This window comes from Bacillus sp. 2CMS4F (assembly GCF_023161785.1).
Lineage (GTDB): Bacteria > Bacillota > Bacilli > Bacillales > Bacillaceae > Bacillus > Bacillus halotolerans.
This window is the reverse complement of the sequence record NZ_JALNTO010000015.1, coordinates 35,163-48,581: the sequence shown is the minus strand read 5'-3', so window position 1 is coordinate 48,581 and position 13,419 is coordinate 35,163. Positions and strand designations below refer to the sequence as shown.

At 44.7% G+C, this 13,419-nt stretch carries 14 protein-coding genes, 1 other RNA gene and 1 pseudogene; 3 read left to right on the top strand and 13 right to left on the bottom strand.

Annotated features, from left to right (window positions below):
• Positions 1 to 60 precede the first annotated feature (60 nt).
• Entirely contained in the window at positions 61 to 270 is a 210-nt protein-coding gene (copZ, locus tag MTN95_RS18060; RefSeq protein WP_024122844.1) for a copper chaperone CopZ, read from the bottom strand.
• A gap of 75 nt (positions 271 to 345) precedes the next feature.
• Positions 346 to 648 (bottom strand): copper-sensing transcriptional repressor CsoR, encoded by a 303-nt coding sequence (csoR, locus tag MTN95_RS18055; protein WP_024122845.1) that lies wholly within the window; start codon positions 646 to 648, stop codon positions 346 to 348.
• Between the two features lie 157 nt (positions 649 to 805).
• On the opposite strand from csoR, the gene MTN95_RS18050 reads away from it, so the two are divergent.
• On the top strand, positions 806 to 1,852 hold the full coding sequence (locus tag MTN95_RS18050; protein WP_248339484.1) for an oxidoreductase: 1,047 nt from the start codon (positions 806 to 808) through the stop codon (positions 1,850 to 1,852).
• A gap of 34 nt (positions 1,853 to 1,886) precedes the next feature.
• Here MTN95_RS18050 and azoRB read toward each other — a convergent pair whose 3' ends face one another.
• The 8 genes from azoRB to MTN95_RS18010 all read right to left on the bottom strand — a co-directional run bounded on the left by azoRB (position 1,887) and on the right by MTN95_RS18010 (position 8,635).
• Positions 1,887 to 2,513, bottom strand: a complete 627-nt coding sequence (gene azoRB / locus MTN95_RS18045) for an FMN-dependent NADH-azoreductase (protein WP_248339482.1) — start codon at positions 2,511 to 2,513, stop codon at positions 1,887 to 1,889.
• Between the two features lie 161 nt (positions 2,514 to 2,674).
• A complete protein-coding gene (locus MTN95_RS18040) occupies positions 2,675 to 4,573 on the bottom strand; it encodes an FUSC family protein (protein WP_248339473.1) in 1,899 nt (632 codons plus the stop codon).
• Between the two features lie 134 nt (positions 4,574 to 4,707).
• A complete protein-coding gene (locus MTN95_RS21605) occupies positions 4,708 to 5,364 on the bottom strand; it encodes a GntR family transcriptional regulator (protein ID WP_105953900.1) in 657 nt (218 codons plus the stop codon).
• A gap of 6 nt (positions 5,365 to 5,370) precedes the next feature.
• Positions 5,371 to 6,318: an EamA family transporter gene (locus MTN95_RS18030; protein ID WP_248339471.1), complete on the bottom strand. Its 948-nt coding sequence runs from the start codon at positions 6,316 to 6,318 to the stop codon at positions 5,371 to 5,373.
• 94 nt (positions 6,319 to 6,412) lie between these two features.
• On the bottom strand, positions 6,413 to 6,802 hold the full coding sequence (locus MTN95_RS18025) for a YvaD family protein (protein WP_185848620.1): 390 nt from the start codon (positions 6,800 to 6,802) through the stop codon (positions 6,413 to 6,415).
• Position 6,803: 1 nt separating this feature from the next.
• A complete protein-coding gene (locus MTN95_RS18020) occupies positions 6,804 to 7,157 on the bottom strand; it encodes a DMT family transporter (RefSeq protein ID WP_227598750.1) in 354 nt (117 codons plus the stop codon).
• 15 nt (positions 7,158 to 7,172) lie between these two features.
• A complete protein-coding gene (locus MTN95_RS18015; protein ID WP_248339468.1) occupies positions 7,173 to 7,727 on the bottom strand; it encodes a TetR/AcrR family transcriptional regulator in 555 nt (184 codons plus the stop codon).
• Between the two features lie 113 nt (positions 7,728 to 7,840).
• Positions 7,841 to 8,635 (bottom strand): SDR family NAD(P)-dependent oxidoreductase, encoded by a 795-nt coding sequence (locus MTN95_RS18010; RefSeq protein WP_105991558.1) that lies wholly within the window; start codon positions 8,633 to 8,635, stop codon positions 7,841 to 7,843.
• A gap of 458 nt (positions 8,636 to 9,093) precedes the next feature.
• Here MTN95_RS18010 and MTN95_RS18005 point away from each other — a divergent pair, with 458 nt between their 5' ends.
• Together MTN95_RS18005 and MTN95_RS21725 are read left to right on the top strand one after the other, a co-directional pair.
• On the top strand, positions 9,094 to 9,294 hold the full coding sequence (locus MTN95_RS18005; protein ID WP_024122855.1) for a hypothetical protein: 201 nt from the start codon (positions 9,094 to 9,096) through the stop codon (positions 9,292 to 9,294).
• A gap of 244 nt (positions 9,295 to 9,538) precedes the next feature.
• Positions 9,539 to 9,840 (top strand): annotated as a pseudogene (locus MTN95_RS21725) (site-specific integrase); the annotation flags it as partial.
• 74 nt (positions 9,841 to 9,914) lie between these two features.
• Here the strand turns inward: MTN95_RS21725 and ssrA are convergent.
• The 3 genes from ssrA to rnr all read right to left on the bottom strand — a co-directional run bounded on the left by ssrA (position 9,915) and on the right by rnr (position 13,401).
• Positions 9,915 to 10,277, bottom strand: a transfer-messenger RNA (tmRNA) gene (gene ssrA / locus MTN95_RS17995).
• Between the two features lie 174 nt (positions 10,278 to 10,451).
• A complete protein-coding gene (gene smpB, locus MTN95_RS17990) occupies positions 10,452 to 10,922 on the bottom strand; it encodes an SsrA-binding protein (RefSeq protein WP_010331890.1) in 471 nt (156 codons plus the stop codon).
• Between the two features lie 142 nt (positions 10,923 to 11,064).
• On the bottom strand, positions 11,065 to 13,401 hold the full coding sequence (gene rnr / locus MTN95_RS17985) for a ribonuclease R (protein ID WP_095713015.1): 2,337 nt from the start codon (positions 13,399 to 13,401) through the stop codon (positions 11,065 to 11,067).
• Between the last annotated feature and the right edge of the window lie 18 nt (positions 13,402 to 13,419).

The window sequence follows — 13,419 nt, the reverse complement described above, 5'->3', positions numbered from 1 at the left end:
CCGGGGGGTATATAAAAATGAAAGAAATATCGCGCCTTGATGAAGGCGCGATACCGTGAATCAATTGGCTACATCATAGCCTTGGTCTTCTATCGCATCCGCAATGTCTTTGACTGACACTTTGCCGGCATCAAACGTGACATCAACTTTCCCCGCTTCAAGATTGACATGAACAGCACTAACTCCGTCAAGCTCTCCCACACTCGTTTCAACTGCTTTGACGCAGTGCTGACAAGACATGCCTTCAACTTGCAATGTTTTTTGTTCCATATGAATTCCTCCTGTTTATTCGATCTGTTTTCATCCTACCATACCCCCGTAGGGTATTACAATAATAAAACATCATTATTTCGCTAATTTTTTAAATACGTCTAATAGCTCAGAAATGGCTTGGTCCCCGTCTCCGCTTTTGATGGCGTCTGCTACGCAATGATGGGCGTGATCTTCAAGCAAGTGGAGAGCCACTTTTTGCATTGCCGCCTGAACAGCTGAAATCTGCACAAGAATGTCAACACAATATCGATCGTTTTCCACCATATTTTGAATGCCTCTGACCTGGCCTTCTATCCGTTTCAATCGGTTTGTAATTTGATCCTTTTCTTTCGAGCTTTTATGGTTTAATGCTTTATGTTCATTATGCTTCTCCATGCGCACACCTCTGTTTCATATATTAATTCCCATTATACTGATTGTCCAAACCGTTGTCTAAGCTTGCGGCGGCAAAAAAATTCACTATGCAGGTTTTACCATTTGAAGATAAGGGTATATACCTTTATCAAAGCACTTTTAAAAGGGGAGAAGAAAAGTGAATACGATACAGGTAGGGATATTAGGGTACGGACTGTCAGGCTCGGTCTTTCACGCGCCGCTGCTTGCCGTTCTGGATGAGTATCATATCAGCAAGGTGATGACATCGCGAACGGAAGAGGTGAAGCGTGATTTCCCTGATGCCGAAGTAGTGCATGAGCTTGAGGAGATGACAAATGATCCGGCAATTGAACTTGTCATCGTCACTACTCCGAGCGGCCTCCACTACGAGCACGCATTGGCATGCATTCAGGCGGGCAAACATGTCGTCATTGAAAAACCGATGACAGCCACTGCTGAAGAAGGGGAGAAATTAAAAAAAGCGGCCGACGAACGAGGTGTCTTGTTAAGCGTATACCATAACAGGCGATGGGATAATGACTTTTTAACAATTAAGAAACTCATTGATGACGGGTCTCTAGAAGATATCAATACATATCAGGTCTCCTATGACCGATACAAACCTGAGGTTCAAGCAAAATGGCGGGAAAAAGAAGGGGCTGCCACTGGTACGCTGTATGATCTCGGCTCTCATATCATAGACCAGGCACTGCATTTATTCGGAATGCCTAAAGCTGTAACCGCAAAAGTCATGGCTCAAAGAGAACATGCTGAAACCGTTGATTATTTTCATCTGACAATGGATTACGGCAAGCTCCAAGCCATTCTATACGCCGGATCAATCGTCCCGGCAAACGGGCCGCGTTATCAAATTCACGGACAGCAATCAAGCTTTATCAAATACGGGATCGACGGACAGGAGGATGCCCTCAGAGCCGGGAAAAAACCGGAGGATGACAGCTGGGGTGCGGATGATCCCGAGTCTTACGGTCAGCTGACAACTGTTCATGGCGAGAACAAAAAAACAGAAACCATTCCATCAGTTAACGGCTCTTACCTTACCTATTACCGCAAAATAGCGGACAGCATACGCGAAGGCGTGCCGCTGCCTGTCACAGCTGAAGAGGGAATTGATGTCATCAGGATCATTGAAGCGGCTGTGAAAAGCAGTGAAGAGAAACGGACCATTTCGTTAGAACAATAAATAAAGCCTCCCTTTATACGAGGAGGCTTTTTCATTAGAATGTTTTTCCTGCTTCTTTTGCGCGGGCAATCGCATCTTCTTTGATTTGCTGTGCTTTGTCAGGCTCTGCATTATGACCCTCTACGAAAATGCCATCGAAGGATGGGACGCCGAAGAAGTTCATCATGATGCCAATGTAACGGTGGCCCATTTCCATTTCAGCCGCAGGGCCTTCTGAATAATAGCCGCCGCGCGCTTGAATGTGAATCGCTTTTTTATCAGTTAACAAGCCGATAGGACCTTGTTCAGTATATTTAAAAGATTTTCCTGCTACTGCAACTGAATCAAGGTACGCTTTCATCACCGGCGGGAATGAGAAGTTCCATAATGGCGTGACGAACACATATTTATCAGCAAATGCAAATTGATCGCTAAGCTCTCCTAAACGGCCCACTTTCGCTTTTTCGTTTTCAGAAAGTGCATCGCCGGACTGGAGCTTGCCCCAGCCGCTGAATACATCAGCATCAATGTGAGGAATGTTTTCTTTGTACAAGTCGATATGTACAACTTCATCGTTTGGATTTGCTTCTTTGTATGATTCGATGAACGCTTTACCGGTTGCCATGCTGTAAGAAGTCGCTTCATCATGCGGGTGAGCAGTGATATACAATACTTTTGCCATTTTTACCAGCCCTTTCAATTTTAAAATTACACATCCGTTATTATCATTCAGGCGCGTCATGATTATTCTTTATCTCTTAAACCTTATTATAGGTGCAATAAAAATTACTTTCAAGTAAAATATCTCGAATTAAAGATTTTTTTAAAACCAGTACGAACAGCTTACTTCTCATAAGCTGTTCGCAAACCTGTATACAATGTGTAGAGCTCCCCGCTGATTCGCGGATAATACGGAAAACGCGGCACTTCTACAACAGCGGGCGGCATTTTCATCAGTACTGATTGCTCAGCCTGTTCAAAAAACGCTCTCAAATGGTTTATTTCTTCTTCAGAAACCGGAGAGGACGGGCGGTGATGGGCTTGAGCCGAGAGCAAATAATAACCTAAGTGCTGTACTCCAGAGATCGCCGGCCATAGCGTATCCGCTTTCGCTTTTGGAAAATCTCCAAGTGCTTTATCATATGCATCCCGAAGCCTGACTAAGCTCACTCTAAGCTGATGTCCGTCTATTTGCTGTCCGGCTAACAGTTTCTCCATAAACTGCCCTTCCAGCCTGATCACTTCCCTCATGTATTCAGGCAAGCGTTTTGCTGAAAAACGTCTCCACAAAAGCATCGTTCCCAATAGGCCAATTATGCTGCCGACAGCCACATCGGTCAGCCTCGCCGCTATAAAATAACCAGCCCCCAAGCCGCCATGCATGCTTTCTGTGATGACAAGCGCGTTTGCGGTCAGAAAAGGAACAGCCAAAGCATAATTGCGGACAATCAGCATTTCAAGAAGAAATTGAAGCATTGTGATACATAAAGCGATATACACGCCGGATGGCTTAAAGAACAGGATCGCCCCTGCCAGCATCACGCCTATTACGGTTCCTGCCGAACGCTGAATGGCTCTTTGCAGCGTAAAGACAACAGTCGTACCCAGCATCACCGCCGCTGCCGAGAGCGGAATCCAGTAAGAACGGTGAAAACCGAAGGCATTGGCAAACAAAGCCGCCGCAAACAGCACAATCCCATACTTTAATGCCCGAATCAAAACAGGTGACTCCCAGTCAAAGGCATTTCTCAGAAAGTAATAGGAGGATGGCAGACGGCTTGGCTCCGCGTCCGATGGATCATCATTCCGCCCTGAAGCGATACTCAACACCTCGTTGATTTCTTCATACAGCTCCCGGGCTGGCTCCGCTTCATCCTCCTGAATAGGAAACGCATCGGAAACACGAGATTGCCCCAGCATGTCGGCAGTTTGGCGAAGTGCCTTTGCGATCTGCGCCGTATCCGCGTTTGGTGTTTCGGCAGAAAAATGAATGATCGAGATAAAGAGATCATCCGCTTTTTCCAGCAAGCGGATAAAACGTTCATCATGAGGCGATTTTCTCCATCTATTCCCTTTGCCGAGCACCGTTTGACGGGCTGTTCTCAGCATCAGCACGGTCTGATGCTGCGCGTTATGAAAATCAGGAGTTCCGACATCGGAAAGGCAGGATGCAAGCTGGCGGTATGTTCTTTTCAGTACTGTATTTTCCGGTCCATGCCTGTTATTGATCCAGCCAATCAAGGCGATTCCTGTGGCGAAAAGCCCGCCGGCAAATGTCAGTCCCGCTCTGAATGGAGCTTCTGAAGGATCTGCCGGCAAACCCGAGCTCACCAAAAAGGCAAGGACAAAAAACATCGGTGCTGGCCCTTGTATCCCAAGCGCGCCAAAAATAAACATTGCAGCTGCCCCGATAAGCCCCAGAACAGCCGCCATGCTCCAGAAAGTCCCTGCCAAAAGCGTCCCTAATCCAAACGATGCGGCGATCCCCATTGAAACTAACAGCAGCTTCAGAATACGTTTCGTATACGATTCCCCGCCTGCATATAAAAAAACAAAGCCGCCGATGCTAGCGGTCAAACCGAAATCCGTGTGTCCCGACAATGCGCCGACAAACACAGGAAATCCTGAAGCGATGCCTGACCCGATTGCCTTTTTCCATGGGAAAGGGGCTGCATGAATGCGAAAGGCATCCTTGACGACACTTGGCACTGTTCTTCGATTTTGATCAGAAGACTTGTTCATATTACATAACCCTCTTTAACGACATGATGTTGGTCTCTTCCCGTTTATTCGCCATAGTATGCCCAGAAACAGACCATCTTCTCATTGGATATGCTCTCATCAAAAAAGACAGAGATATATCTTCTCTGCCTTCATTACACAAGTTTTTTCGCAATGTCATGCATTGGTTTGATCCAGTTGCTGTATGTCAGCTCAGCCGCCTTTTTTCGGTCCTTCTCCTTATATGCCTGAATGATTTGGTTATGTTCTTCAATAGAATTCTGCGGAGACTTGAAAAAGAGGTACTCAAGCCGAAGAATATGCATGTGAAGAACAGAGGTAAAATTACGGATATATTCATTATCAGCCGCCTCAATTATCACATCATGAAACGCTTTATCAATGCCAAGCACTTCATAGATTTCGTTTCGGTCAATTGCCGCTTTCATTTCGTGATTGATGGCTGTCAGCTGCTCTATATGAAACGATTGAATGTTTTCAATTGCCAATTCGGCAGCGGTGGACTGGAGAGACGCCATCGGCGGATAGACTTTGAAGACATCATTTTTTTCAATCTGTGAAATTCTTGTTTCTTTCCCCGGAGACATTTCAACAAACCCCTGCATCTCTAATAATTGCAAAGCCTCTCTGACCGGTGTTCTGCTGACGCCAAGCGCTTTGGCCAACGCATCGTCATTCAATTTTTCTCCGGGCACAAGCACTCCTTCCACGATCCATTTTTGAATTTGCTCAAAAGCAAGCTTTTTGGCAGTCTGCCGTTTCGGCTTCGGGGTATTTGACGGTATCGGCACAAAGCATCACCTCTGAATATGGGTTTGGTTTTTTAATGCTGCCGTTTTGCCGGCACTTTTCTTCTGTGAAAGGACAAAAATCATGACTAAAATGCATGCCGCTCCTGCTGCTTGAAACAACCCAAAGGACACGCCAAGCCAAAGAATAGAAGACGCGACTGCGGCAACCGGCTCAGTGCATCCCAGCATGCTCGCTTCTTGCGGGAATAAATATTTCAAACTTTCTAGGTACATGCAGAATCCTAATAACGTTCCGAAAATAACAATAAAAGCGACCGATACAATTCCAGAAATCGTCCAGCCTTCTGCCTGTACTGCCCAAGGCGGATGAATAAAGCTCATGCCGACGCCCCCGATCAGCATCCCCCAGCCAATGACGAGAGCCGACCCCCATGTTTTCAGAAGAGAACTGGAATACAGCGTATAGAAGGCAAGTGCGCCAGCAGAAAGAAGACCCCATACAACAGATAAAGGAGAAACTGTTAAATTGCTGATGTTTCCATTCGTCAGCAGCAAAAAAGTGCCTGCTAAAGCCAATAATAGCCCCAAAAAATCGGAAAACTGAAATGAATTCTTTCGGGTCAGAAGCAAATACAGCATAATCAGAACAGGCGCTAAGTATTGGAGCAGCGTGGCTACCGCTGCATTTCCGGTTCCGATTGAAGCTAAAAACGTATACTGAACACCCAGCATGCCGGCAATCCCGAAAACAATAAGCTGGACTGCCGCTTTTTTATCTTTCCATATGCCCCAAACTGCCCTCCTGTTTTTACCGGCGGACACAATAATCAGCACCAACAGGCCTGATAACAGTAAACGCACCGTTACAAGCCACTCCACCGATACATCACTCGTTTCAAATAAATGCTGGGCAACCGTTCCCGATAATCCCCAAAAAGCAGCTCCGACAATCACCATTAAAAAGCCGTACAACCGTTGTTTCTGAGTCGCCAACGTATATCCTCCTGACATGTAATATGCAATATATTACATATTATATCGTTTTACTTTTCAGAAAACAAAGTGTTTTCAAAAAATAAAAACAGTGCTACTCGCACTGCTTAGATAAAAGTCTGTGAATAAAAAATAAAGGATAAATCAAAAGGTATCCATTAAACAGCCACCATGCAAGATCAAAATCCCCGCTAAATGTCCAGAATGATAAAGCCTGAAGGCCTGAACAGAAGGTCAGCACAAGAGAAATCAGCGCCATCTGCCTCCATATTGCTCTTTTGACGCGCTGCAAATACAAGCTGTACAAACCAGTAATGGAGATTAAGATATCCAAGGGAAAAAAGGACCAATTCCAGGCGATCATAAACGGATCTTGATAATGTGTAAAGGCCCAGCTTTCCGGCATTAATGAAAAGCCGGCAGACAGCCAGTACAATATAAAACCGATATCCGTCACGAGAAAGAACAGTTTCATCACTCTCATGTTACTGCTCACTTTTATGTACCGTTTGAGACTCCGCCCCTTGATCGATCAGGTTTAAAGACACAACACCGACAATAATCAGCCCGATTGAAATCAGTTTCATGACACTTATATTCTCTTGAAAATACAAAAACCCGATAACTGTGATCAGGACAATGCCCATCCCCGACCAGACAGCGTAAGCAACAGATACATCGATAGATTTGAGCGTAAGCGTCAGAAAGAAAAGACTCCCGCCATAAAAAAACATCAATAGCACACTCGGCAGAAGCTTCGTGAAACCCGCTGAAAGCTTCATACTGACCGTTCCGGCAACTTCAAATAAAATGGCCAAACATAAAAACATCCACTGCACGCGCCACCAGCCTCCTCATTTTTCTGTTATCCCGTTACATAATACATCTACGATTGATTCAAGAACTTCTCCTGTCGTGTACTGATGTTTGAGCGGATAATCAGGATCATACACTTGGTTGATGCTGCCTATATACATTTGAACCAATAAATCAATGTTGATGTTTCTGATCTTCTTTTGCTCCCTGCACTCGTTTAACAATCCAATAACAACTGACCACTCTTCCTTCATAAACGTGTCTAATTTGAGCCACGCATCGTAATGGGATTTCTTCAGCTCTTGTAATAACCCCATGTTCAGCAGCTCCATTTCCTTTGGAAGACCGATCAGCATTTGCTTCACCTTTTCAAGCGCATCTAGGGTCTCATCTTCATAGATGCTTTTTTCCAGTTGCTTCATCTCTGCGATAAACTGCGCCACGACGGCCTCCGCAAGCTGATCTTTCGACGGGTAATGCGCATAAAGCGTCCGCTTGCTTGTTCCAAGCGCTCCCGCCAGATCGTTCATTGTAAATGAAAAACCTTTCTGTCTGATCAGGCGAATGGTTTCCGCCAATATTCTTTTTTCCAAATCAATCACCTCGCTTTCGGTACTATAAAAACTTTTTCGGTACCAAAATTCTACGACAGCAGGTTCTGGAAATCAATATAATAAAAAAACCTCTTCCCAGAGGGAGAGGTTTTCTAAAAGACGCTGCGGACCAAGCCGCCGTCCGCCCGAAGTGCCGCGCCATTAATCGCGGAAGACAGCGGGCTGCTTAGGAATGTAACAAAGTGAGCGATTTCTTCCGGCCGGATCAGCCTTTGGATAATTGAAGTCGGACGGTTTTCCTTCATAAAACGGGTCTCAGCTTCTTGAACAGTCAGGTTTTCACCAGGATAAAGAGAGTTCAGCATTGTTTCCACTCCCTCTGTTAAGGTTGAACCCGGCATGACTGTATTTACCGTTACATTTGTGCCGGTTGCCAGCTCCGCCAAGCTGCGGGAAATGGAAAGCTGCATCGTTTTCGTCGCGCTGTAATGGGCCATTTCCTGAGAAGGCATGATTGCCGCTTCACTGGCAATAAAAATCACCCGGCCTTCTTTCTTCTCTATCATTTTGTGTAAATACTTGCGTGTGAGCCTCACACCGCTCATAATATTCACTTCAAAAAATCGGAACCACTCATCATCGGGAATATCAAAATACTCTGCCGGTTCAAAAATCCCTAAATTATTGACCAAAATATCAACCTGCGGATATGCCTGAAACAGGTCACTGCAGCCTTCTTCGGTTCCAAGATCAAATGCGGCCGGATAAAACACAGCCTCTGCATGCTGTGTTTTCAAATCGTCTATCGTCTGATTCACTTTTTCTTCCCGGCGTCCGTTAATGATAACCGCCGCGCCTTCTTCCGCTAACGAAGCGGCAATCGCTTTGCCGATCCCCGACGTTGAGCCGGTCACCAGTGCGGTTTTTCCATGTAAATTCAGCTTCATTCGTTCATCCCTCCGTTTTTGTTTCCTCTTATTTATTAACAGAAATGCGATTGGTAAAACATCTGCTGTAAAACCAGTATGAAACAGCTGGGATTCAAATGGAAGTACGCACTTTTTGGTGCCTGTTATACGAAAAAACAGAGCAAAACTGCTGGATAAGGGAAACGACATTCCTTATACCATTAGACATATTACAAATTACTAATTTTCACATAACTGTTGGAAATGGCCTTTCCATTTGCGATAATAAAACTAATATGTGATGGATAAATGGGGCGAATAAGGATAGGGCATTTTAAAACAATAGCATTCAGCCTTACTTTATTAACCGACGCGCAAGCCATTTCACCCTCAAGCGATTTTTAAACCGAAGAAAATGGGTACTTTGGATAAGCGGTAAGTAGACTCTCTGCAAGTCTACTTTATTTTTTTCTCATAAATAAACGAGGTGAAAATCAATGAATGGTATAGAATTTTTAGAATCTGTGTCGCAATTTGGACAAATCATTTTATTGTTCTCCGGCTACGCCCTGTATTGGAGATTAGGTAAAACAAAAAGAGAACGAAGACTAACAAAATATGAAACTTTTCTTAGGTTCTTTGTAATGTTCGGCATATTGGCATGGGCGTTTTCGTTTCTTGCTTTGCATTTGTGGTAACAATCTTCTGTCGATATTTGACTTATTATGATTAAAACCCTATGGTATGATCGCTTTCGCTTATTATATGAATAAGGAATATCATTATACGAATGTCAAAATCAGTAGTGTTCAAGGATGTTTGGAAGTATAGCTCCCCTAACACTAAGTCCCAAACCTCCCATACCATCTCAATTGCATCTCCCGAATAATTGAGATTAAGGATAAAATTCACATGCAGATTCAGAGAGAGCCGATAGAGTAACTGTCTCTTTTAAAAGACATAAAAAATAGCGCTGAAAACACAGCGCCAGTAAAATCAGATTATAGGATTTTTGGTTCTTTTTACGATAGCATAGCGATTAGCACAATTGATAGACGCTACGAAAAATACCTTAAAAAATCAGGGGTTAAAAAAATAGTGCTCCACGCCTTCAGACTTCACATGCATCATACTTGATCAATAAAAAATGCAATCCATTGGTCATCGCATTGAACAAGTATAGTCACCTTTACCCGTCTTCACAACATGAAGTTATTGGCTTCACGGAAAACGAAAAATTTTAAAAGTGTTACCAAAAAGTAACCGCAGTGCCCTCGAAAGCTTTAGAAGCCTTGATAGCACTGCGGTTACAAAGTATGTATGGAGACGGTGGGAGTCGAACCCACGTCCAGAAACATCGATTACTTAAGCGTCTACGAGCGTAGCCTGCATACTTATGTTTTCACTCATCTTCTTGCCTGCGGGCGGGCCTTCCGAGAGCTAGTCTGTTTGTCTCTTCTTACGTTCTCAGACAGGAACGCAAGCGTAGCCTACTTGGATGTGCTCTTCACAGACACATAGGCAATGTCAGGAAGAGCTCGCTGCGCTTATTAGGCAGCTAATGCTACGTTTTGGTTAAAACTGTTAGTTTTGCCAGTTATATTTATGTGCGTGTTTACGAGATCGCCTCTCGGCTCGCAGCTCAAGCTCGATCCATCCCTGTCGAATCCGTAACGTCCCCTTGTTATAAGGGAAATACGGGAGAAATATCAAGCTCTCACTCAAACTGGCTACATTCCTATTATAACATGATCACGGCTCATTTCAATTGACAAATCCTTCAAGAAAAGACCGTGTCATCTCATCGTGAAATCAGTATAGCACAGGCTGGATTTCAGTATCAAGCGTTATGCTTTTAGAACCCTTTTTGACTGTCTCTGAACGCTCTTTCAATTTCACGCTTCGCATCCTTGCGTTTCAGATCTTCACGTTTGTCATAGTTTTTCTTCCCTTTACCCAGACCGAGAAGAACTTTGGCAAAGCCGTTCTTCAAATATAGCTTGAGCGGAACGAGTGAATAACCTTTTTCCTTTGTTAAGCCGATCAGCTTATTAATTTCCTTACGGTGCATTAACAGCTTTCTCGTCCGGAGCGGATCGTGGTTATAGCGGTTTCCCTGCTCATACGGGCTGACGTGCATATTGTGGAGAAATACTTCTCCCCGTTCAATTTTGGCGAAGGAATCCTTAAGGTTCACGCGGCCGGCGCGAATCGCTTTGATTTCTGTTCCTTGCAATACAATGCCTGTTTCATATGTTTCTTCTATAAAATAATCGTGATTGGCTTTTTTATTTTGAGATAATACTTTTCCTGACCCTTTCGGCATGCCAGAACCTCCTCTCACTAAGGAAAAACTGTCCACCTTTGCGATACGCTCTATTTTACCAAATGTCACGCATGGCGACAATGAAAAGCTGTTTCCGAAAGAAAGCAAATAGAGCCTGCGGCCCTATTTGCTGGTTGAGCTGCTATTTCTTCTTTTTCCGTTTCTGCTTCGGTGCGTTTTGAAAGCCTCGTTTTTTCTTTTTCTTCTTCGGCTTTGTGAACCACTCTCCTTTTTCCTCGGAAGGAGCAGGAGATACAGGCGTATTTGTGCTTAACACGCGTTTTCTGGCAGGTTTTCCGCGTTTTCGGCTGCGGCTGTCCATTTCTCTCGGACGGCGCGGGGTGCCTTTCATACCGACGATCTCGAAGTCAATATTGCGCTCGTCTTTATTGACGTCAACGACTTTGACTGTAATTTCATCCCCGATACGGAACACATTCCCCGTTCGCTCGCCGATCATCGCAAAATGCTGCTCGTCAAAGCGATAATAGTCATCCGTCATAAAGCTTACGTGGACGAGTCCTTCAATTGTATTCGGCAGCTCGACAAACATCCCGAAGTTTGTCACAGAGCTGATCATGCCGTCAAATTCTTCACCAATTTTATCAAGCATATATTCCGCTTTTTTCAAATCATCTGTTTCACGCTCTGCGTCAACTGCACGGCGTTCCATTGATGAAGTATGTTCAGCGATATCCGGAAGCCGTTCAGCCCACTTCTCCTGTGTCGCTTCATCGACCTTGCCGTTGATTAAGTACGTTCTGATCAATCTGTGGACGATTAAATCCGGATAACGGCGGATCGGCGATGTGAAATGGGTATAGAATTCCGTTGACAGGCCGAAGTGCCCTAAGCTTTGCGGGTCGTATTTCGCCTGCTTCATGGAACGTAGCATGACAGTAGAAATCACTGTTTCCTCTGGTCTGTCACGAACTGCGTCAAGAATGCTTTGCAGCGCGCGCGGATGAATATTTCCCGCCGTTCCTTTTACAACATAGCCAAATGTTGTCACAAACTCTAAAAACTTTTGCAGTTTTTCAGCATTAGGCTCTTCGTGTATCCGGTAAATAAACGGAACGTTCATCCAATGGAAATGCTCTGCAACGGTTTCGTTCGCAACAAGCATAAATTCTTCAATCAGTTTTTCGGCGACAGATCGTTCTCTGATCACAACGTCTTTGACCGCGCCTTCTTCATCGACAAGCACCTTTGCTTCTTTGAAGTCAAAATCAACGGCGCCGCGGTTCATCCGCTTTTCGCGAAGAATTTCTGCCAGCCGCTCCATATCTTTGAACATCGGCACGAGCGGTTCGTACTTTTGTTTTAATTCTTCATCATCATCAACAAGAATCTGATTCACATCGGAATATGTCATTCTTTCCGTAGTTTTGATGACGCTTTGGAAGATTTCGTGCTCTGTGACTTCTCCCCGACTGTTGATGGTCATTTCACAAGAAAGTGTCAGGCGGTCAACCTTCGGATTTAATGAACAAATACCGTTTGACAGTCTGTGCGGAATCATCGGAATCACACGGTCAACCAAATACACACTCGTTCCTCTTTCCATCGCTTCTTTGTCAATCGGCGAGTTTTCAGTCACGTAATGGCTGACGTCGGCAATATGAACGCCAAGCTTATAGCTGCCGTCATCCAGCTTTGTCACTGTAACCGCATCATCCAAGTCCTTCGCGTCCGCTCCGTCAATGGTGACAATAACCTGGTCACGGAGATCACGGCGGTCTTTCAGGTCTTTTTCATCAATCGTATCAGGCGTGCTTGTCGCCTGTTCCATTGCATCGGCAGGGAATTCACCCGGCAGTCCGTGCTTATGGATGACTGATAAAATATCAATGCCCGGATCATTTTTATGGCCGAGAATGGATTCAATCTCACCCTCTGCATTCATTCGGCCTTCAGGATAGCTGGTCAGCTTAACAACCACCTTATGCCCTTCAGCCGCTCCATTTTTCCCGCTATTAGGAATGAAGATATCGCTTGTGATTTTTTTGTCATCCGGAATGACAAAACCGAAGTTTTTTGTTTCTGTATAGGTTCCGACTACCCGCTGAATCGCTCTTTCTAAAATACGAATGACGGTACCCTCTTGTCTGGAGCCGCTTGACTGCGAATTCAGGCGTACCATTACGATATCGCCGTTCATAGCGGTATTCAGCTCATTAGGCGGAATAAACACATCGCTTAACGACGTATCCTCAGGCAGCAAAAAGGCAAATCCCTTCGGATGCGCAGAAAGCTTTCCTTTAATTAAATTCATTTTTTCCGGAATGCCGTAGCGGTCGCTTCTCGTCCGCACGATAAGCCCTTTTTCCTCCAGCGCAACCAGCGCTTTGACAAGCTCTTTAAATTCCTCGGCATCCGTAATCTGTAACATCTCCTCAAGTTCCTGAACAGTCAGAGGCTTGTACGCCTCTTCCTTCATAAACGAGAGAAGCTTATCCATAAATGCTTCTTTTTCCATAATCCGACCTCCTGTTGG

What these genes read in the sequence shown, in the direction of transcription:
- MTN95_RS18005 (WP_024122855.1), top strand. Translation starts at nt 9,094, where the DNA reads ATGAATGGTATAGAATTTTTAGAATCTGTGTCGCAATTTGGACAAATC.
- azoRB (WP_248339482.1), bottom strand. Translation starts at nt 2,513, where the DNA reads ATGGCAAAAGTATTGTATATCACTGCTCACCCGCATGATGAAGCGACT.
- rnr (WP_095713015.1), bottom strand. Translation starts at nt 13,401, where the DNA reads ATGGAAAAAGAAGCATTTATGGATAAGCTTCTCTCGTTTATGAAGGAA.
- smpB (WP_010331890.1), bottom strand. Translation starts at nt 10,922, where the DNA reads ATGCCGAAAGGGTCAGGAAAAGTATTATCTCAAAATAAAAAAGCCAAT.
- MTN95_RS18010 (WP_105991558.1), bottom strand. Translation starts at nt 8,635, where the DNA reads ATGAAGCTGAATTTACATGGAAAAACCGCACTGGTGACCGGCTCAACG.
- MTN95_RS18040 (WP_248339473.1), bottom strand. Translation starts at nt 4,573, where the DNA reads ATGAACAAGTCTTCTGATCAAAATCGAAGAACAGTGCCAAGTGTCGTC.
- csoR (WP_024122845.1), bottom strand. Translation starts at nt 648, where the DNA reads ATGGAGAAGCATAATGAACATAAAGCATTAAACCATAAAAGCTCGAAA.
- MTN95_RS18025 (WP_185848620.1), bottom strand. Translation starts at nt 6,802, where the DNA reads ATGAGAGTGATGAAACTGTTCTTTCTCGTGACGGATATCGGTTTTATA.
- copZ (WP_024122844.1), bottom strand. Translation starts at nt 270, where the DNA reads ATGGAACAAAAAACATTGCAAGTTGAAGGCATGTCTTGTCAGCACTGC.